At 66.5% G+C, this 20,215-nt stretch carries 19 protein-coding genes; 7 read left to right on the forward strand and 12 right to left on the reverse strand.

The window, feature by feature from the left end:
- Positions 1–142: 142 nt before the first annotated feature.
- Positions 143–319, forward strand: coding sequence for a DUF7838 family putative zinc beta-ribbon protein (locus tag HVO_RS21065; RefSeq protein WP_004042289.1), 177 nt, complete (start codon positions 143–145; stop codon positions 317–319).
- Between the two features lie 22 nt (positions 320–341).
- Here the strand turns inward: HVO_RS21065 and gcvPB are convergent, their stop codons facing one another.
- The 8 genes from gcvPB to HVO_RS16295 all read right to left on the reverse strand — a co-directional run bounded on the left by gcvPB (position 342) and on the right by HVO_RS16295 (position 7,362).
- Positions 342–1,763, reverse strand: coding sequence for an aminomethyl-transferring glycine dehydrogenase subunit GcvPB (gcvPB, locus tag HVO_RS16260; protein WP_004042290.1), 1,422 nt, complete (start codon positions 1,761–1,763; stop codon positions 342–344).
- Positions 1,763–3,106, reverse strand: coding sequence for an aminomethyl-transferring glycine dehydrogenase subunit GcvPA (gene gcvPA / locus HVO_RS16265; RefSeq protein ID WP_004042291.1), 1,344 nt, complete (start codon positions 3,104–3,106; stop codon positions 1,763–1,765). The genes gcvPB and gcvPA overlap by 1 nt, the downstream gene beginning before the upstream one ends.
- Position 3,107: 1 nt before the next feature.
- On the reverse strand, positions 3,108–3,488 hold the full coding sequence (gene gcvH / locus HVO_RS16270) for a glycine cleavage system protein GcvH (protein ID WP_004042292.1): 381 nt from the start codon (positions 3,486–3,488) through the stop codon (positions 3,108–3,110).
- A gap of 2 nt (positions 3,489–3,490) precedes the next feature.
- On the reverse strand, positions 3,491–4,582 hold the full coding sequence (gcvT, locus tag HVO_RS16275; RefSeq protein ID WP_004042293.1) for a glycine cleavage system aminomethyltransferase GcvT: 1,092 nt from the start codon (positions 4,580–4,582) through the stop codon (positions 3,491–3,493).
- Between the two features lie 230 nt (positions 4,583–4,812).
- Positions 4,813–5,613 carry an energy-coupling factor ABC transporter ATP-binding protein gene (locus HVO_RS16280; protein ID WP_004042294.1) on the reverse strand — a complete coding sequence of 267 codons (801 nt, stop codon included), beginning with the start codon at positions 5,611–5,613 and terminating at the stop codon, positions 4,813–4,815.
- A complete protein-coding gene (cbiQ, locus tag HVO_RS16285) occupies positions 5,601–6,413 on the reverse strand; it encodes a cobalt ECF transporter T component CbiQ (protein ID WP_004042295.1) in 813 nt (270 codons plus the stop codon). Before cbiQ ends, HVO_RS16280 begins: the two co-directional genes overlap by 13 nt.
- Positions 6,410–6,709 (reverse strand): PDGLE domain-containing protein, encoded by a 300-nt coding sequence (locus HVO_RS16290; RefSeq protein ID WP_004042296.1) that lies wholly within the window; start codon positions 6,707–6,709, stop codon positions 6,410–6,412. Before HVO_RS16290 ends, cbiQ begins: the two co-directional genes overlap by 4 nt.
- The gene (locus tag HVO_RS16295; RefSeq protein ID WP_004042297.1) at positions 6,706–7,362 is read right to left on the reverse strand and encodes an energy-coupling factor ABC transporter permease; all 657 of its coding nucleotides are present in this window, start codon (positions 7,360–7,362) and stop codon (positions 6,706–6,708) included. Before HVO_RS16295 ends, HVO_RS16290 begins: the two co-directional genes overlap by 4 nt.
- A gap of 127 nt (positions 7,363–7,489) precedes the next feature.
- On the opposite strand from HVO_RS16295, the gene HVO_RS16300 reads away from it, so the two are divergent.
- Positions 7,490–7,906, forward strand: a complete 417-nt coding sequence (locus HVO_RS16300) for a CopG family ribbon-helix-helix protein (RefSeq protein ID WP_004042298.1) — start codon at positions 7,490–7,492, stop codon at positions 7,904–7,906.
- 126 nt (positions 7,907–8,032) lie between these two features.
- On the opposite strand, the gene HVO_RS16305 is transcribed toward HVO_RS16300, so the two are convergent.
- The 3 genes from HVO_RS16305 to HVO_RS16315 all read right to left on the reverse strand — a co-directional run bounded on the left by HVO_RS16305 (position 8,033) and on the right by HVO_RS16315 (position 12,802).
- Complete coding sequence (locus HVO_RS16305; protein ID WP_004042299.1) at positions 8,033–10,465, reverse strand: DUF2309 domain-containing protein; 2,433 nt, start codon at positions 10,463–10,465, stop codon at positions 8,033–8,035.
- Positions 10,455–11,939: a proton-conducting transporter transmembrane domain-containing protein gene (locus tag HVO_RS16310; protein ID WP_004042300.1), complete on the reverse strand. Its 1,485-nt coding sequence runs from the start codon at positions 11,937–11,939 to the stop codon at positions 10,455–10,457. Before HVO_RS16310 ends, HVO_RS16305 begins: the two co-directional genes overlap by 11 nt.
- A 377-nt stretch (positions 11,940–12,316) precedes the next feature.
- Complete coding sequence (locus tag HVO_RS16315) at positions 12,317–12,802, reverse strand: Lrp/AsnC family transcriptional regulator (RefSeq protein WP_004042301.1); 486 nt, start codon at positions 12,800–12,802, stop codon at positions 12,317–12,319.
- Between the two features lie 412 nt (positions 12,803–13,214).
- On the opposite strand from HVO_RS16315, the gene tuf reads away from it, so the two are divergent.
- Positions 13,215–14,477 (forward strand): translation elongation factor EF-1 subunit alpha, encoded by a 1,263-nt coding sequence (gene tuf, locus HVO_RS16320; protein ID WP_004042302.1) that lies wholly within the window; start codon positions 13,215–13,217, stop codon positions 14,475–14,477.
- Positions 14,478–14,597: 120 nt separating this feature from the next.
- Here tuf and HVO_RS16325 read toward each other — a convergent pair whose 3' ends face one another.
- Positions 14,598–14,849: a hypothetical protein gene (locus HVO_RS16325; protein ID WP_004042303.1), complete on the reverse strand. Its 252-nt coding sequence runs from the start codon at positions 14,847–14,849 to the stop codon at positions 14,598–14,600.
- 421 nt (positions 14,850–15,270) lie between these two features.
- On the opposite strand from HVO_RS16325, the gene HVO_RS16330 reads away from it, so the two are divergent.
- The 4 genes from HVO_RS16330 (at position 15,271) to HVO_RS16345 (ending at position 20,178) form a co-directional block, all read left to right on the forward strand.
- On the forward strand, positions 15,271–15,747 hold the full coding sequence (locus tag HVO_RS16330; RefSeq protein ID WP_004042304.1) for an NYN domain-containing protein: 477 nt from the start codon (positions 15,271–15,273) through the stop codon (positions 15,745–15,747).
- 106 nt (positions 15,748–15,853) lie between these two features.
- Entirely contained in the window at positions 15,854–16,702 is an 849-nt protein-coding gene (locus tag HVO_RS16335) for a TatD family hydrolase (RefSeq protein WP_004042305.1), read from the forward strand.
- 152 nt (positions 16,703–16,854) lie between these two features.
- On the forward strand, positions 16,855–17,442 hold the full coding sequence (locus tag HVO_RS16340; protein WP_004042306.1) for a DUF2150 family protein: 588 nt from the start codon (positions 16,855–16,857) through the stop codon (positions 17,440–17,442).
- 57 nt (positions 17,443–17,499) lie between these two features.
- Positions 17,500–20,178, forward strand: a complete 2,679-nt coding sequence (locus HVO_RS16345) for an Ig-like domain-containing protein (protein WP_004042307.1) — start codon at positions 17,500–17,502, stop codon at positions 20,176–20,178.
- Positions 20,179–20,215: the final 37 nt, after the last annotated feature.

The following is a 20,215-nucleotide window of genomic DNA, read 5'->3' on the forward strand; positions in this document are numbered from 1 at the left end:
GCTCGGTAGACGGTCGCCGCACGCGGACTGACGTGGAATTCGACCACAATCCCGATTTGCTATCGCGATATTCGATTTATTTTCTCTTCCACAGCGTCCGCGAACCAATATCTTCAACAACGACTACCACGGATTCGACCCCATGAGCGACCTCGAAATCGAACGCGAGTGCCCGGCCTGCGGCAACGACACGTTCTACCTCGCCGCCAGCATGGAGATTCACCTCGGCACGAAGACGAAGTGGCACTGCACGGAGTGCGACTACGGTTACATCCACATCACGGACGACATCGAGACGTACGCGAAGGCCGAAGCGTAACCGCGAAAAAAGGCTTTTCTCGTTATTCGTCGTCGCCGAGCGCCCGCCACGAGAGCCGCGGGTTCCGCGCGGCCGACACCTGGTCGATGCGGCGGGCGCTGGTCTTCGAGGGCGCGGTTTCGAGCGCCTCGTCGGAGTCGGCGTACGCCGCGTTGAAGGCGTGCGCGAGGTCGTCGAGCGACGCCTTGTCTTCGACTTCCGTCGGCTCCGTGAGCATCGCCTGCGAGACGAGTTCGGGCCACTTCGTCGTCGGCGGGTGGACGCCGTAGTCGAGCATGCGCTTCGCCACGTCGGCGGCGTCGCGGTCGCCCGAGGTCGCCGCGAACTCGTGGTGGAACGGCCCGTACGGCACGTCGAGGTCTAGCTGTGAGGCGAGGTAGTTGGCGTTGAGGACGGCCTTCGCGCTGGCGTCCGCGAGGCCCGCGTCACCGAGGCGGGCGATGTAGGCGTACGCCTTCACGAGCACGAGCCAGTTGCCGGCGAAGCCGTGGACCTTGCCGATAGAGGACTCGGGTTCGTACTGTTCGTAGCCGGCGGCCGTCTCGCGGACCATCGGGCTCGGGAGGAACTCCGCGAGCTCTTCGACCACGCCGACCGGGCCGGCACCGGGGCCGCCGCCGCCGTGCGGCGTGGCGAACGTCTTGTGGACGTTGTAGTGCATGATGTCGAAGCCCATGTCGCCGGGGCGGGCGCGGCCGAGCAGCGCGTTGAGGTTCGCGCCGTCGTAGTACAGCAGGCCGCCGGCGTCGTGGACCAGCTCAGCGATATCGACGATGTCGCGCTCGAACAGCCCCAGCGTGTTGGGGTTGGTGAGCATGAGCGCGGCCGTCTCCTCGGAGACGGCGGCGTCCAACGCCTCCATGTCGACGCGGCCGTCGTCGTCGGAGGGGAGTTCGACCACGTCGTAGCCGGCCATCGCGGCCGACGCGAAGTTCGTCCCGTGGGCCGACGAGGGGATGATAATCTCCGAGCGGTCGTCGCCGCGCGACTCGTGGTACGCCTTGGCGACGAGGATGCCCGTGAACTCGCCCGCGGCACCCGCCGGGGGCTGGAGCGTCACGGCGTCCATCCCGCCGATATCGGCGAGGTACTCCTGGAGGCCGTGCAGGAGGCCGAGCGTTCCCTGAATCGTCCGGTCGGAGCGGTCGGGGTGAACCCCGGCGTTGGGGTCCGCCGCCACGTCCTCCGTGAACGAGGGGTTGTACTTCATCGTACACGACCCGAGCGGGTACGGCCCGAGTTCGACGCTGTAGTTCATCTGCGACAGGCGCGTGTAGTGCCGCGCCAGTTGCGGCTCCGACAGCGCCGGCAGCGTCAGTTCGTCGCGGGTCAGGTCGTCGGGGAGGACGCCCTCCGAATCGACCTCGACGGTGGTGCTGTCCTTTTCGGACAGGAGCGGTTCATACTCGTCGTCGCGGCTGAATCGGGCTTGGTCGAAGTTCATCAGATGACCTCCTCGAAGGCCGCGACCAGTCCGTCCGCGGCGTCGGCGTTCGCGTCGGTGATACAGACCTGCAAGTGGTGGTCGTCGAGGGCGTGCACCGCGAAGCCGCGCCCCGCGAGGTCGTTCGTGATGGCGGGCGCGGGCTGGTCCGTCCGGACGACGAACTCGCGGAAGTGGTGGCGGTCGTACAGCGGCGCTTTGACGCCCGAAAGCTCGTCCAGCCGGGCGGCGAGGTCGCGCGCGTCGGTGACGGCCTGCGTCGCGAGGTCGACGAGGCGGTCGGGGCCGAGCCACGCCATGTGCATGGCCGTTCGGAGCGCGACCCACGCCTGGTTCGTACAGATGTTCGAGGTCGCGCGCTCCTTGCGGATGTGCTGTTCGCGGGTCTGGAGCGTCAGCGTGAACGCCCGCATATCCGCGCTGTCCTCGGAGACGCCGACGAGGCGGCCGGGGACCTGCCGGAGGTACTCCTCGCGGGTGGCGAAGATACCGAGACCCATTCCGTAGGCCGTTCCGAGGCCGAGCGCGCCGGCCTCGCCGACGACCACGTCGGCACCGACGCTCGCAGGCTCTTCGAGCAGCGCGAGCGCCACGAGGTCGCTTCCGATACAGAACAGCGCGTCGTTGTCGTGGGCGAGGTCGCTGATATCGGCGAGTCGCTCCTCGATGACGCCGCGGACCGTCGGGGTCTCGGCGTAGACCATCACGGTCTCGTCGTCGACGAGGTCCGCGAGGGTCTCGACGTCGACCGCGCCGTCGTCCATCGGGTACTCGCCGATTTCCATCTCCGCGCCGTCGAGGTAGTTCTCCAAGACGCCGAGACGACCCTCGTGGAGGTGTTCGGGGACGAGCACGCGGTGGCCGCTCGCGCCGCGGCGAAGGCGGTTCGCGAGGAGCGCGGCCTCGGCGAGCGCCGTCGCGGCGTCGTACATCGAGCAGTTGGCGACCGGAAGCCCGGTCAGTTCGACCAGCATCGACTGGTACTCGAACAGCACCTGCAGGAAGCCCTGTGCGATTTCGGGCTGGTACTGCGTGTACGAGGTGAGGAACTCCGAGCGCCGCGAGAGGTCGTCGACCAGCGCCGGCACGTAGTGGGCGTGGTGGCCGCGACCGAGGAACTCCGTCAGCTCCTCGTTGCGTGAAAGCAGGTCGGCCATGGCGTTCCTGAGCTCCTGTTCGTCGGCGCTGTCGACGCCGAACTCGCCGTCGAAGCGGACCTCACCGGGGATATCGAAGAGGTCTTCCGCGCTGTCGACGCCGACGGCGTCCAGCATCGCTTCCTCGTCGGCGTCCGTGTGTGGGGCGTACGGGCTTCCGACCCGCCGTCCGTTTCCAGCCGTCATCTCACTCCGTCTGCTCGCGGTACTCCTCGGGAGAGAGGAGGTCGTCGAACTCGCTCGTGTCGGCCGGTTCGACTGCGAGCATCCAGCCGTCGCCGTAGGGGTCGTCGTTGAGGAGTTCCGGGGCGTCGAACAGTTCCTCGTTGACGGCCGTGACCGTGCCCGAGATGGGGGCGTAGAGGTCCGAGACGGCCTTGATGCTCTCGACCACGCCGAACTCCTCGCCGGCGGCGAGTTCGTCGCCCTCGGCGGGGAGTTCGACGAAGACGACGTCGCCCAGTTCGTCCTGCGCGAAGTCGGAGATGCCGATTTTGACGGCGTCGCCCTCGGTGGTGGTCCATTCGTGCGATTCCAGGTACTTCCGGTCGTCAGGGATTTCGAACATTGTCAGTTGATGAAGGGAGGTGTCACGATTACTGCGCGCTTCTCGCGGCCGCGGACGAGCACCGAAACCTCGGTCTCGTCGTCGGCGTACTCGACGGGGACGTAGCCGAGACCGATGGGTTCCGACAGCGTCGGGCTCATCGTCCCGCTCGTCACGACGCCGATGACCTCGCCGTCCGAATTGGCGATGTCGTAGCCGTGGCGCGGGACGCCGCGGTCGAGGAGGGCGAAGCCGACGAAGGTCTCCTCGACGCCGGCCTCGCGCCGTCGTTCGAGGGCGTCGCGCCCCACGAACTCGGTGTCGAGGTCGACGACGAAGCCGATGCCGGCCTCGTAGGGGGTCCGGGGCTCCGTCTCGGGGTCGAAGTCCTGTCCCGAAAGCAGGTAGCCCATCTCCAGTCGGAGCGTGTCGCGGGAGCCGAGCCCGCAGGGGGTCGCCTCGAGCGCCGCCCAGACGGTCTCGGCGTCGGCCCACGGACAGAGGAGCTCGAAGCCGTCCTCGCCGGTGTAGCCCGTCCGGGCCACCCAGCACTCGACGCCCGCCACGTCGGCGAACGTCGCCTGGAACTTCGAGAGGTCCCCGAGGGCCGCGTCGGGCGCGGCGTCGGTGACCGAATCGAGGGCGTCGGGGCCCTGTACCGCGAACATCGCCCAGTCCTCCGTCACGTCCTCGACGGTGGCGTCGAGGTCCCAGTCGTCGCGGAACGAGGTCCATCGGTCGTACATCTCCTCGTCGTGGCCGGCGTTCGGGACGAAGAGATAGACCCGCTCGTCGCGGTCGGGGAGTCGGTAGACGACGGTGTCGTCGACGATGACGCCCTCGTCGTTCACGATGGCCGAGTACTGCGAGTCACCCGGTTCGAGGGCCGTCACGTCGTTCGTCGTCAGGCGTTGCATCAGCGCGGTCGCGTCCGGGCCGGACACCTCGATTTCGCTCATGTGAGAAACGTCGAAGATGCCGACCGACTCGCGGACGGCCGCGTGTTCAGCCTTGATGGAGTCGTACTCCACAGGCATGTCCCATCCGCCGAACTCGGTGAACGTCGCCCCGGCGTCCGCGTGGACGTCGTACAACGGCGGCTTGCGAAGGCCCATACACGCCCCTGCGAACTGCGATAAGTAATGCTTTGGTATCTGTTCGCTCGGTCTGTTCAGTATCTTGTATGAATACGGGGGACGAATCGGGGTAAAACACCACGAATCCGCAACCACATGGCGAAATCTGCCGTCCGAGCGCGGCGCTGATCGGGACCGCGGTGGACGTGATAAACCGATTAGTGCGATACCGAATTCGGCGCGCTGCGCGTGCGTCGGGGGATAGTTCGCTACCGCGTTTGGTCCAGCAGGTGGGCTCGTGCCTCCGAGACGGTCAGCGGAACGTCGTCAACGTCGAGTATCCCCTCGAACAACTGCACCGTCGCCGGCGGCCGGAGACCGTTGTCTCTCAGCAGGGTAGTGTCTGTCAGCACGTCTCGAACAGGTCCGTCCGCGGCTATCGACCCGTCCTGCCCGACGACGAGTACTCGGTCGGCAATCTCGGGCACGGCGTCCACAGACGGCGTGAACAGCACCACGGTCCCCTCGTGGCCGGTCACCAGTTCCAAAATGCGTTCTCGGTAGCCGGCGTCGACAGCGCCGAACGGCTCGTCGAGAAGGAGCACCGCCGGCTCGAACGCGAGGACGCTCGCGACCGCCGCCCGCTGTTTCTCGCCCCCCGACAGACGGAACGGGGGGCGGTCCAACAGGCTCTCTAACCCGAGTTCGGCCGCGAGGTGTGCGACTCGCTGTGTCGCTGCCTGCCGTGACATCCCGAGCTGGGCCGGCCCGTATTCGATGTCCTCGCGGACGGTCGTATTGAACAGGTAGTCGTCGGGGTCTTGCAGGAGCACGCCGAGGCGGTCCCTGACGGCTTCGGCATCCGCCGTCTCACCGACGTACTCGACCGTTCCGGCCGTCGGCTCGACGAGGCCGCCGAGCACGTGTTGCAGCGTGCTCTTTCCCGACCCGTTCGCACCGATGACGGCAACTCGCTCTCCCGCCTCGATTGTGACCGTCACGTCTCGGAGCGCCGTCGTTCCGTCCGGGTACTCGTGTGTCAGTCCCCGGGCTTCGATTACAGGCCCCATCGAATCACCCCCGAGCCGGTGACGGCCACGACGGCGAGCGCGACCAGCGCGTAGTCGCCCCCGTCGACGTCCCGCGACCGACTGTACGGTGACGGTGGTCGGGAACCGCCGCGGGCCCGCATCCCGCGGCCGACCCGTTCGCCGCGGTCGAGCGTCCGCAACAGGAACGTCCCGACGAGCCGCTTTGCATCGCGCCACCCGTCGCGGAGGCTCGACTGTCCGGTCGTGCGACTGTTCCGCGCGAGAACGAGTCGCTGTAACTCGTCGAAAAACAGGAACAGGTAGCGATAGGTGACGGCGACGACCCACACGAGCGCGACCGGGACGCGCAGTTCCCGCATGGCCGCGACCACCGACGAGAACGGCGTCGTCATCACGATGAGCGACAGGAGCGCGACGCCGACGCCGACGCGGAGCGTGAACAGCACGACGTACGCGACGCCGGCGTCAGTGACGGCGAACCCGAACGCCCGCACGAGCGCGTCCCCGGGGAGCAGTACGGCTTGGGGAACGACGATACCGGCGGAGACGAGCGGCACGACCGCCGAGCGTGCGAGCAACTGTCGGAGCGGAACCGCCGACAGCCGCGCCAAGAGGACGGTCACGACGCCGAAACAGAGGGAGACCGCGACGGTTCGCGTAATCATCACCGCCAGCGCGAGGCCAGCGACCGAACACAGGGAGACGCGAGGGTCCCGTCGCTGGAGGAACCCGTCGGACGAGGCCACCTGCTCGGCCGTGAACACGGATCGAAGCGCCCCCGTGATGGATTCGACCGAGCGGCCGACGACGCCGGTCACTGTTCGAGGAGGCGACCGACTCCGACTCCGACCGCCAGCGTGAGCCCCGTCCCGACGACCGCCGAGACGAGCGTTCCGAGCGGCGAACTGAGCCCCGGGACGGAGTAGTCCGGCAGCAGTCCGGGACTGACGGGGTCGGCCGCGTCGGCCGCCCCGGTCTCTTCGGCGGCGTTTTCGAGCGGTTCGGCGTACCCGACTGCGCCGGACGCCCAGCCGAACACGGGAGCCAAGACGACGAGCACGAGCAGCCCGATGAGCGCCCGCCGACCCCAGGAGTCAGACACGAGCGCGTTCACAGGCCCACCTCCGGGGAAAGCGAGTCGTCGTCGAGTCGCCCGAGCACGAGGTCCGGTCGAGCGTCCGCGACGTAGCCGTAGACCGCGGCCGTAATCGCGCCCTCGACGAACCCCAAGAGCGCGTGGCCGACGACCATTATCAGCACGGTCACGCTCAGCTCGTAAGCGAACGCCGACGAGAGGCCGATGCCGACGCCGACGATCAGCGCCGAGACGGTAATCGCTCCCCACCCGGCGACGAACGCAGCGCCGGTTTCGTGAACCCCTCGGAGCGCCCGGAAGAGGGCGTACCCGACGAGGACGTCGACGACGGCCATCGCAAAGAGGTTCGCACCGAGCGCGATGATGCCGCCGTCGCCGAACACGAGCGCCTGTATCGTCACGACGGCACTCATCGCGAGGACGCCGAGATACGGTCCGAGGAGGATACCCGCGAACGCCCCGCCGACGAAATGAGCGCTCGTCCCGCCCGGAATCGGCCAGTTCAGCATCTGCGCGGCGAAGATACCTGCCGCAACGACGCCGAGAAGCGGCGTCCGTTCGTCACCGAGTTCGCCGCGGGCGCGTCTGACCGCGATACCGATTACGATGCCGGAGCCGAGCCAGAAGAGACCCGCCACCCAGGGGTCGAGGAAGCCGTCCGGAATGTGCATTCGTATCACACGTGTGATTCGGTCAAGCAATAATACTTTTCTTCCAAATCGTAATACTGGCCGATATGGTGTCGATTCGAAAGCGTTACTGCCAACGACTAAACGGCTGCTGGGAAAAGTCAAGATTATGAGCCAGGACGTCGACCGGATGAGCGTCACGCTCCCGCCGAGTCTGCTCTCCGAACTCGACGACGTGGTCGCCGCCGGCGAGTACGACAGCCGCTCGGAAGCGACCAGAGACGCGCTTCGCGCGTTCGTCACGGAGTTCAATCAGCAGACGGGGCTCTCCGGAAGTCTCAGCGGAACCGTAGTCGTCCTCTACGAGCACGACCACAGCGGCGTGAGCGACGAGATGACCGAACTGCAACACGACTTCACCGAGACCATCATCGCGGTCCATCACGTCCATCTCGGCGACCACCTCTGTCTGGAATCCATCGCCGTCGACGGGACGGGCGAGCGAATCGAGGAGTTGCTCTCGCGAATTCGGCCGCTGAAGGGCGTCCATCAGGTCAGACTCGCCGTCGTCGAAGCGGACCGGTAGCGGACGAGCCGCGAGCGTTTGTGACGCGTTGTGAGCGGTTTGTGACGACCGACCGGGCCGACCGGGAGTTCTTGGTTGGGACCCACCGACCCGGTCGAGAACCAAACGTGTTCGGCCCCGAAACGGTTAATCGTCCGCGACGGCGGTCGCCGCCGGCGTGTCCGGCGCCTCCGGTTCGGGGTTCGATTCGACCCGTTCGGACGCCGGCGTCCACGTCAGTTCCTCGTCGTAGTGGAACGCGCGGTGGTCCTGCGTCGGGTCGACGACCGTCAGCGAGAGCCAGTCGTTGTCGAGCAGTTCGGTCAGTTCCGCGTGGTCGGCCAGCACGTCGGTGACGCGGTCGACCGGCGCGTGGATAATCGTCGAGAGGCGGAGCGGCTGGTGGTACGGCGTGTCGTCGTCGGCCATCAGCGACTGGAGCGGGAGGCCGGTCATCAGGTCGCCGCCGTTGCCCTGATAGACGCCGACGTTGCCGACGGGGTTTTGGGTCACTTTCGACCCGCTGCCGTAGACGGCGTTGTCGACCGTCGAGAAGTAGTACTGCGCGTTAATCCACTGGGTGACGACCATCGGCCCCGTGAGAATCGCTTCGAGCGCGTCGCCGTCGGGGTCCGTCGCGTGGTCGTAGGAGTGGAGGAACGCGCGGCCGTCGAGGTCGAGGTCGCTCGTCAGTTCGCGGGGGCCGATGACGAAGCCGGCGTTGCCGGCCAGCCCCCATTCGGGACGCGTCTCGGCCCAGTCGGCGGCGCGGCGCTCCGTCTCGCTGACGGCCGCGGAGCCGCCGGCTCCCATCGTCTCGGCGCGCTCGGCGGCCGCGTGCTCGCGGGCGACCGCGAGGTCCGCGCGCAACTGGTCGAGGTCCTCGGCGTGGCTCTCGGGTACGTCGCCGTCGTACAGTTCGATTTCGTCGGTCGTCGTGTTGTGCTCGCCGGCGACGAACACCGTATCCTCGGGGATGCCGAACCCGCGGTCGCGGAGTTGGGCTTTGACCGTCTCGTCGTTACAGATGGCCGCGAGGACGCGGGCGTTCGGGCCGCCGGGGTGACCGGCGCAGGCCCCGCAGTCCAGACTCGAATCGTAGGGGTTGTTGGCCGTCTCGCTGGCGTGACCGGTGAACACGACGAGGCGACCGAACTCCTCCCAACCCATCAGCCCGAAGGCGTTCGCGGCGTACTCGACTTTCTCGTCGTCGGTCAGCCCCACCGGGAGGTCGCCCGCGTACGAGTGCTGGTGGTGGATGACTTGGTCGCAGAACTCGCGGTCGTCGGGGACCGCGTCGTCAGCGGTTCCGAGCAGGTCGGAGACGCGACCGGGGACGAGCGTGCGGGCCGCGAGAGCCAGCCCGTATCCGCTCCCCGCGCTCTCGACGAAGCCGAAGGCGGTGGCGGGGTTGGTCTTCAGCGACTCGATGGCCTCGCCCGCGGCCTCGCGGAGGCGCGACCAACGGTCGCGGGTCGCCTCGGTGTCCCTGTCGGTCGGGACCTCGGTGACGCGGTGCTGCGGGTCGACAATCGGCGGGCAGGCGTCGACCGCTACCTCGGCGTCGTACCCCCGGTACTCCATCGGGATGCCGAAGAAGCCGGCGTAACCGTGGGTCTCGTAGTCGCCGGTCGCCTCGATGTGCCGGCGGATGACCTCCGAGCGCGTGTCGATACAGAACACCAGTTGCGCGTCCGGGCGGCCCGTGGCGTCGCTGGTGTCGAGCGCCTCGCTCTCGGCGGCGACGCGGTCGACAACCTCGTCGCGGTAGCTCGCCTCCCACGCGCTCAGGAACGCATCGGCGAGTTCGTCGGCCGCCTCGGCCTCGTCGCTCTTCGACCCGGTCGACGGCGCGATGTCGACGCCGAACGCGTCGAGGAGCGCGAGGCGGGCCGCGAGGTAGCCGTCGAGCGAAATCGGGTGCGCGGACTGCCACTCGCCGCCGTCGGCGGCGCGTTGCTTGATGAAGCCGGTCCAGCCGGGGAGCGCGGCGAGCTGCTCCTCGAATATCGGCACCCATTGGCTTTCGGGATACGACGCGACCGCGGCCTCGATGGTCTCGACCGGCGACTCGGGCAGGTCGGAGACGATGCCGTCGTCGGGGATTTGGCCGTCGTACGCGGCCATCGACCGGAAGGCGTTGTAGAACCCGTCTTCGCGGTCCGGCATCGGCCAGTGGGCTTGACCCTCGTCGAGGAACGCCGACAGCCACTTCGTCAGCACGCGGTCGACCCGCGCGGCGTCGGTCTCGACGTCGTCGCCCGCGCCCGCGGACTCGACGCCGGCGTCCATGCGCTCCAGTAGGGCTTCGGGGTCGCCGTCGTAGCCGCGGTCGGCCAGTTCCGCGTCGAGCGCCGCGGGGTCGATTTGCCCCCCTTCGAGGGCCGCTTCGAACGTCTCGGGACTCGGGTAGCCGCGGCCGCCGACGAGGTCCGCGGCCTGCGTGACCGCCTCGCTGAACGGCATATCTTCGAACCCCGAAAGCGGGTTGGCCGTGACGAACGAGTGAACCGGCCAGACCGAGCCGACGGTCGTCGCGGCTTTGTCGATGCTGTCTTCGATGCTGTGTTCAGTACTCATTGTAGTCCTCCGTGGCGGTCAGCATGGTGCTGGACGCGGGCTGGCTCGCGTTCAACAGCGCGACGTAGAGACGCCGGCTGCGTTCGTGGACGCCGAGTTCTATCGCGACGTAAGTCACGAGGAAGACGCCGGCGACGAGCGCGTGGAGCGCGCTCAGCTCGGCGGGGGCCTCGACGACCGGCAGCCCGGACAGCACGCTCGAAATTCCCTGATAGACGAGGGCGTACACGGCGATGGCCGGCAGGAAGACCAGCGGCACCGCGCCGTAGCGGGCCGTCGCCGGGAGCGCGGCGCGCGCGACGACGTTGCGAGCCGCGTGCAGCGTGGTGAGCACGACGAACGCCACGAGCAGGAGCCCGCTGTCGAGGTGCGTGCCCTTCCCGGTGAGCGCCGCGAACAGCGCGCCGCCGGCCAGTCCGGTCGCCACGATGACCGCGGAACCAACGGCCCCGGTCTCGTGGTCCTCGTGGTCGGGCGGGGCGGTCCGTTCGACCGCGCCGCCCGCGCTGAGGAAGTGGTACGCCTTGTAGAAGCCGTGCAGGATGAGGTGCGTGATGGCGGCTCCGAAGAAGCCGAGGCCGGCCTGCATAATCATGAAGCCCATCTGTCCGATGGTCGAACAGCCGAGTTCGCTCTTGACGTCCGACTGGACGTTCTTGAGCAGCTTTCCGAGGAGGGCGCTCGTCGCGCCGACGGCCACGATGCCGAGCATGAGCGTGGCGTCGAGGGTCACGACCGGGGCGAACCGAAGCAGCAGGATGCCGCCCGCGTTGACGAACCCGGCGTGCATCAGCGCGGAGGCGGGCGTCGGGGCGGTCATCGACGAGAGGAGCCAGCCGTGGAACGGGACGAGCGCGGACTGAATCATCGCCGCGAGGACGAGCGCGACGCAGGCCAGAAGCCACACCGGGCCACCGAGCCCGTTGGCGCTCGCGGCGATGCCGGAGACCGTCGTCGCGCCGGTCGACCACCACAGCGCCGCGAGCGCGACGCCGAGGAACGCGCTGCTTGCGAGGAAGTACCTGCGGGCGACGCTCGCGGCGGCCCGCGCCTGCGGCCAGCCGTCGATGATACCGATGAGTTTCGCCATGAGGAGTCCCATCGCCAGCCAGCACAGCCAGAACAGCGCGACGTTGTCGGCCGCGACGAGGGCCATCACGGCGACCGTGAAGCCGAACACGGCGGCGAAGAACTTCGTCTCGTGGACGGAGCCTGCCATGTAGCGGCGCGAGTAGCTGTGGACGATACCGCTGAAGAACGTCACGACCACCCACAGCAGCACGGTCAGGCCGTCGACGGCGACGACGCCGGGGACCTCACACGCGCCGCCGAGTCGGAGTCGGGCGAAGAGCACGGCGACGCTCGCGGCGAACAGCGCCCACACGAGCCGCGTTAGTGCGACGGGCGCGAACGGCGAATCCGCCGTCGCGTCCGGGAGTGCTCCGACCGTCGGTTTCGGGCTGTGTCCTGACATCGTTCGGTTCGTCGTTGACCAGACCGGTCACCAAAACGCACTCGGCGTCCGATATTGGTCGTCCTTACGCCCATCCGAGAACAGATTGTCTATTAAATCTACCTACATTCACAAATCGTTCGTAAATTAGCCATTATAGAACATTAGGGTTTCGCGGGTACGGAGCGTCAAAGACTGTCGACTCTGACGAGCTAAACCCGCGTAGAACAGCTTGTTCGCGGCCTGAAGCACGATAACGCGGCGTGAGCGACCGAATCCGTGCGCCGGCCCGGTCGGTGTCGCCTCGCCGCGGCGACCGGCGACTGCGGTCGCTCGTCGGTCTCAGCGAGCGGTTCGTGAACGCTCCGTTCGTCGGAGGATATCGAGCGCGCGCCCGTTCAGGAGTCGTTCTCGGCGTGCCTCTCGGCATCGAACTCGCCGAACGGCGTCGTCTCGTGCGTGCGGACGAGAACCTCGTCGGCGACGGTGACGCCCATGTCGAGGAGTTCCTGTGCGATGGCCGTGATGTCGTCGTCCGTCTCGCAGACGGCGGTCACGAGGAGGTTCTGTTCGCCGGTGACTAACTCCTGGACCGCCACGACGCCATCCATCTTCAGAATCTCGGGGACGAGTTCGCCCCGCTTGGGAATCGAAGCGGTGCAGTACAGCAGCATTCGGAGCGGATAGCCCGACTTCTGATAGTCGACGCTCGCGCTGTATCCCTTGACCACGCCCTCGGATTCGAGCCGCTGGATGCGCTTGCGGACGGTGCTGTCCGAGGTTCCCGTTCGCTTTGCGATGTCGCCGGACGACATGTTCCGGGCGTCCTCCTGGAGTGCGTACAGAATCGCCCTGTCGACGTCGTCGATATCCTCGCCGGACATACCACTCCCTCCGCGAGGAGGACACTTTAGCCTTTGATATCGCGCGACACCGCTCGCGACTCGCCCTCGGCGGCAGATTTATTACCCAAACGATAGAATTAGTTACTATGATTGTTGTAAACTCTAACGCCGATACGTCCGTCGCTCACGAGCAGTCCGTTCGCCGCACGGCCACCTTCGCCGACATGGCCGCGACGATGCGCGGGTTCTGAGCCGTCTGCTACCGCTTCGATTCTCCGCTCGGTTCGCCCGACGGCGTCGTAACGTGACGGCGTTCCTGAGTTTTCGTGTTTCCTGACAACCCGTTTCACCGACCCGTTCGAACCGGCGCGAGACGCGTTTCTCGCCGGGAAAACGGATTTACCGTTGGGTGTCATATTCTACCAAACTGGGCGACACCGCCCTGATAGCCATGGCAGACAAACCACACCAGAACTTAGCCATCATCGGACACGTCGACCACGGGAAATCCACGCTCGTCGGCCGGCTCCTGTTCGAGACAGGTAGCGTCCCGGAACACATCATCGAACAGCACCGCGAGGAGGCGGCGTCCAAGGGGAAGTCGGGCTTCGAGTTCGCCTACGTGATGGACAACCTCGCCGAGGAGCGCGAACGCGGCGTCACCATCGACATCGCCCACCAGCGCTTCGACACGGAGAAGTACTACTTCACCATCGTCGACACGCCCGGTCACCGCGACTTCGTGAAGAACATGATTACGGGCGCGTCGCAGGCCGACCACGCAATTCTCGTCGTCGCCGCCGACGACGGTGTCGCGCCGCAGACCCGCGAGCACGTCTTCCTCGCCCGGACCCTCGGCATTGAGGAACTCATCATCGCGGTCAACAAGATGGACGTCGTCGATTACAGCGAAGACTCCTACAAACAGGTCAAAGAGGAGGTCCAACAGCTCCTCCAGCAGGTGCGGTTCAACTCCGACGACGCGGGCTTCATCCCCATCTCGGCGTTCGAGGGCGACAACATCGCCGAACCCTCGGAGAACATGACGTGGTTCGACGGGCCGACCGTCCTGGAGTCGCTGAACAACCTCCCGGAGCCGTCGCCGCCGACCGACGCCCCGCTTCGCGTCCCGATTCAGGACGTGTACACCATCTCCGGCATCGGGACGGTCCCGGTCGGCCGCGTCGAGACGGGGATGCTCAGGACGGGCGACAACGTCCGGTTCATGCCCTCTGACGCCGGTGGCGAAGTGAAGACCATCGAGATGCACCACGAGGAGGTTCCGGAGGCCGGCCCCGGCGACAACGTCGGCTTCAACGTCCGCGGCGTCGGCAAAGACGACATCCGCCGCGGCGACGTCTGCGGCCCGGCCGACGACCCGCCGTCGGTCGCCAAGACGTTCACGGCGCAAATCGTCGTGATGCAACACCCCTCGGTCATCACGGCGGGCTACACGCCGGTCATCCACGCGCACACCGCGCAGGTCGCCTGCACGTTCGAGTCGCTCGACCAGAAGCTCGACCCCGCGTCGGGCGAGGTCGCAGAAGAGGAGCCGGACTTCATCAAGGCCGGCGACGCCGCCGTCGTCACGCTGCGTCCGCAGAAGCCGCTCAGCATCGAGCCGTCCTCAGAAATCGCCGAACTCGGGAGCTTCGCCATCCGCGACATGGGACAGACAATCGCGGCCGGCAAAGTGCTCGAAGTCAACGAGTAGCGCCCGGTCCCGATCTCGGATTTTCCGCGTCGCCGCCGCGACAGCGACCGCGCCGTCCTCGGGGACGGTCGGCGCGACCGACGGTCGCACGCGGCGCGCGAGCGTTCGTCGCGTCCGGCGTCACTCGTCAGCGCCGGGGTAGAGCGCCGACACCCGCCAGACGTTCGCGCGGACGCCCGCCCTGACGATATCCATCCGGACGCGGTCGCCGGCGTGGTGGTTCGCGAGGTAGTCGCGGAAGCTGCTGTTCTCGTAGGAAGTGACGTGGTACGTCGAGCCGTTATCGCCGCGGAGCGTCGCCGCACCGTGGTCGTTTACTTCGTTTACGATTGTAAATGTATCCGGGCTATTTTTGGACGCTATCTGAGACATACTCGATTATATGTTAATGAGACACATAAAATCTGGCATCGCGTTTAGTAAATCATTATAAACCTTCTCAGGATTGTCGCTCGGGCGGGACTGTCCGCTCGCCGTCTATCGGTTTTCCGAGAATGGCCCGCGTCCGGTGGTCGATTCGACGCGCCGTGCGCCGGCGGTTGGTTGCGACCGGCGTGGGACGTGACGCGACGCGGCCACGCTGTCGAGCGCGGCTGGGTCGTCGAAACGAATGCATCGCGTAAGTACGGCCTCTCGAATCGGGGACGGGGCGCAGTCACCCTAGGCGGTGGAGCCAATTAACCGAATGGCTTGATATATCCGGCCTCATTAGTGGCCCGCGCCGCCGACACGACGGGGTTGGCCCGCGAGGCTCCCTCGAAATTCATAAACCCGAAACCGGGCGAGGTGGTGTATGGACCTCCTGCGGCGATTGGTCGGCCCCGACGGGCTTCCCTCGGGCCGAGTGGCGCTCTTCGTGGACGGGCCGAACGTCCTCCGCGACGAGTTCGACGTGGACTTAGACGACATCCGGGCGGCGGGTCGCTCGCTCGGCGGGCAGTTGAGCGCGGCGCGGCTCTACCTCGACGAGCACGCCACGCCGGGGCTGATTCAGGCCGCGGAAGCGCGCGGGTTCGAGGTCGTCGTCACGAGCGGCGACGTGGACGTGAAGCTCGCGGTCGACCTCACGCGCTACGCCGTCGAGGACCGCGCCGACGTCATCGCGGTCGCCTCGCGGGACACCGACTTCAAGCCCGCCTTGGAGACGGCCAACGCTTACGGCCTGCGGACGGTCGCCATCGCTCCGGGGAGCTACGGCCGCTCGGACGCGCTTCAGAACGCGGCGACCCACGCGATGACGCTCGACGAGTCCGCCGCCGACGACAACTGAGCCGGGAGACGACTGAGTCGGCGGCGACCTGCCCTCCCCGACCCAACCCGACGCCGCACCGACCGCGAACGGTTCGCTTTTTCCTCCCCCGACCGACCACACGTCCATGCAGGAGTTCGACACGCCGGTCGTGGACAACCATCTCCACCTCGACCCGGACCACGGGCGCGGGCTGGAGGCGGTGAAGGATTTCGCCCGGAGCGGCGGCACGCACCTCCTCGTCGTCAACAAGCCCTCGTGGCTCCTCGGCCACGAGGTCGAGACCGGCGAGGACTTCCGCCCGGTCTTCGAGACGACGGTCGAGGTCGTCCGCGAGGCCTCCGAGCTTCTCCCCGGGCGCGCGTGGCCGGTCCTCGGCGTCCACCCCGGTCTCGTCTCGAAACTCGTCGACGACCGCGGCTACGACCCCGAGGCCGCCCGCGACCTGATGTGCGCCGGTCTCGACACCGCCGCCGAGTTCGTCCGCGAGGGCGACGCGCTCGCGCTCAAGTCCGGCCGCCCGCACTACGAGGTCACCGACGCCGTCTGGGAGGCCTCGAACGCCGTCCTCAGACACGGCCTCGACCTCGCCGCCGACTGCGACTGCGCGCTCCAGCTCCACACCGAGTCGACCACCGACCTCTCGGACGTGGCCGAGTGGGCCGACGAGCGCGGCGTCCCCGGCGAGCGCGTGGTCAAACACTACGCGCAGGGCCACCTGACCGGCGGCACGCCGAGCGTCATGAGCGACAAGGACCGCCTCGAAGACGCCGCCGAGCGGGGCGACCCGTTTTTCATGGAGACCGACTTCATTGACGACCCCGACCGCCCCGGCGCGGTGATGGGTCCGAAGACCGTCCCCCGGCGCGTCGACTGGCTCCTCGACGCGGGCCGCGACGACGCCGTCAGGAACGCGCACGTCGAGACGCCCGCGTCGGTCTACGGCATCGACACCGAAGCGACGCTCGACCGATAGCTGGGTGAGGCGGACCGACTGACGCGGGAGGCGGGACGACCGCCGAGACCGACGCACGAGCCGAATCGCGCCGTCTCCTTCCACGTCGTCGTCTCACACGGTTACAGGCAGGATAAGAAAGGCATTTGAGTCCGGCACGGGAGGTTGTAGGTATGACCGAGGCCGAGGAACGATACTACTCGCCGGAACGCTGGCAGAACTGGTTGACGCGCGTCGAAGAAGAGGACCTGGACCTCGAAAGCGAGGAGACCGGCCGTCTCCTGATGAACATCCAGAACGACGCGGCCATCGCCATCGCCAAGATTCTGACCGCCTACGACGATGACACGCTGGGCGAAGAAGAGGCGCTCGACGAGCTGTCGACCGTCCACGACATCGTCATGGCCGAACCCGAGTTCGAGACGGAGAACGAGGAGGCCGAAATTCTCGTCGGGAGCGTCCAGACGAGCCTCTCGTGCGCCTTCTTCGCCGCCGAGGAGTTCATCGTCGCCGGCCCCGCCGAACTCGAAGACGACATGGACGCCTACATCCGCGCCGCCGCGGACGCCGAGGCCGCCGACGACCTCGACAGCGCGCTCGGCTACATCGTCCAGGTCGGCACCCGCGTCATCGACGGCGAGGACCTCGACATCGAGGTGCTCGACGAACTCGAATTCGGGCTCGTCACCGAGTGGGTCAACGGTCTCGACAGCCTCCAGAGCGGCCTCTCGGAGCCCGAAGTCGTCGAAGAAGAAGACTGAACTCGGCCTCTCGCTTCTGTAGGAGTCTTTTTCCCGTTTCGGGTATCTTCACGTCATATGGACTTTCGGGGGGACGAGAGAGCGGTCACTGTCCAAATCGGCGCAGTACTGCTGTTCGGTATCATCATCATCTCGATGTCGACGTACCAAGCGACCGTCGTCCCGAATCAGAACGAACAGGTCGAGTTCCTCCACAACGAAGAGGTTCACGACCAGTTCGAGTCGCTTCGCGGTGCCATCATCGAAAGCTCGGCAGAGACGACCGCCCGTCCGTCGACGGTGTCGTTGGGGACTCGGTATCCGAGTCGGACGCTGTTCGTCAATCCCGGCCCCGTCTCGGGGACGTTGCAGACGCGGGAACTCGGCAGTCTCACCGTCACGAACGTCGAGACGACGGAAGCCGAGACGAGCGACTACGTTAACGGCGGCCTCTCGTACGAGACCAAATCGCTCGAATACCGGCCGGACTACAACGTTTTGCAGTCGGCCCCGACGACCGTGTACGAGAACACCGTCTCGTACAATCGGTTCGACACCGGGTACGAGGGGACGCTCAACGACGGACAATCACTCATCAACGGCCGGACGATTTCGCTCGTTCTCCTCCAAGGCGACTACTCCGAAAACGGCGTCGGCTCCGCGACCGTCGACGCGCAGGCGGTCAGCCCCGCGACGCGGACCGTTCCGGTGACTGGGGACGCGTCGGGGAACGTGACCATCTCCGTGCCGACGGAGCTGTCCGAGGACGCGTGGCGTGAGCTTCTCGCAGAGGGGAACGACGACTACGTCCACAGCGTGGACCGTTCCGGCGACAGGGTCGAAATCGAGATGCAAGGGGAGGAAGGTGGCGACAGCGTGACGTACGACCTCCGCGTCGGAGCGGTCGAAGTGGGGTCGGGCGTCGACGAACCGGCCGCGTATTACCTGACGGTCGTCGAAGGAGCCTCGCCTCGAAGCATCGGGTCGGGAGACACCGAGACGCTCACCTTCGAAGTTCGGGACCGATACAACAACCCCGTCTCCGGGGTCTCGGTGAACTTCTCTGCGAGCGGTGGTTCGATCTCAATCGACCCGGAGGGACCGACGACCGATTCCGAGGGTCGAATTCGCGTGACGGTGACGGGTGAGTCGGCGGGAACCGCCGAGGTGCTCGGCAGCTTCGACGACGCGACGTTCACTCCGAGCACGCGACAGGACGCGGGTGTCGAAGTCAGCGTGTCGAGCGGGGAGGCCGCCGAGAGCGGCGGCGTCGGCGGCCTGCTCTACGAGAACGACGCGGTCGCCCGCGACGGCGACGATAGCTTCTCGACGCCGGGTGGCGTCGAGTTCTCGCTGCGGAACGTCGGCTCCGACTCCGTCGAACTCCTGAGCGTCGTGGTGAACCCGCACGACGACAGCATCGATGGACTCTCAGACCGGGTCGACGGCGGGGACGACGACCCCGGCGAGACGGAGTTGTACGTCGAGTCACCGAGCGGCGACGCCCTCGTCGACTACCAGATTACCCAGAACGAGTTCGTCGACGTGCCCGAAGACGGGCTCGCAATCGACATCGACGAGAGCGGTGACATCGGCGGGTCGAACCCCGTCGTCGGCAGCGGCGAGTCCGCGCGGTTCTACGTGTACGAGTTTTACGATACAGGTCGCTTCGGCGGCACGAACGTCGACATGACCGGCGAGTGGCTCTCCGTTCGCGTGACCTACCGCCTCCCGTCGGGCCTCGTCGATGCCAAGACGTTCTCGTTCGAAGCCAACGCTCAGCCGGAAGGCGGCGTGAACGCCCCGCCGACCCCTCGGACGACGGGGCCGTACAGCGTCCCCGAAGGCGAGTCGATACAGCTCGACGGCTCCGGGAGTTCGGACAGCGACGGGTCGATTACCAGTTACAGTTGGTCCATCACCGACGACCCGACGGGGCAGGCGAGCCTGTCGAACCCCAGTTCCGCGCGGCCGACGTTCAACGCGCCCGACAGCGTCTCGGGCGACACCGACGTGACCGTCGAACTGACCGTGACCGACGACGACGGGGCGACGAGTAGGAGAACGACGACCGTGACCGTCACGGACAGCACGTCGTCTCCGCAGCCATCCATCTCGATGCGGGTTGATGACCTCACCGACATCCGCCCAAATAGTCCTGAATTCGTCGTCTCGTACGACATCGGGAACACGAACAACTCCTTTGAGCGGGTCGAGGTCCAACTGGATTCGACTGAGAGCTTTGCTTCAGATTCCGAGCAGCAAACAGCACCAAGGGGCAGCGTTCGATTGCAAACTACATATGGAGCGAGACAGACATTCGAAGTCACGGTCGACGTGATTTACGACGGGCCGAACGGCGAATACGTCGCGAGGTCTCAGACTGTGACCGACGCCGCCGACGCACGGAACCGGAACGGAAACGACGACTTGGCGCTTGGAAGTAGTGCATCCATTAACTCTCTCGACATCCAGGACCGGACAAACACCGGGAATAACGATGTCTGGTATCGCGCCGACTACGACGTGTCCTCGGGCGACTTCAGTCGGGTCGAACTGGTGGCGCTCAATCTCAACAGCAACGGAGCGACCGACACGAGACTACGTACTGACCGGAGCCGTAACAACGCAGACATCATCAACGGGTTGGACGGTGCTCAGGCAGACTACCGGGTCGGAATGCTGGTATACGACGACACCGGTGCCGTCGTCGACATCCAGACGGTTGACGATACCGCAGATGGAACTGACCCATAGTTCGACAACCGACGTAACTCACCATCGACAAAACCTT

Source organism: Haloferax volcanii DS2, assembly GCF_000025685.1.
GTDB lineage: Archaea > Halobacteriota > Halobacteria > Halobacteriales > Haloferacaceae > Haloferax > Haloferax volcanii.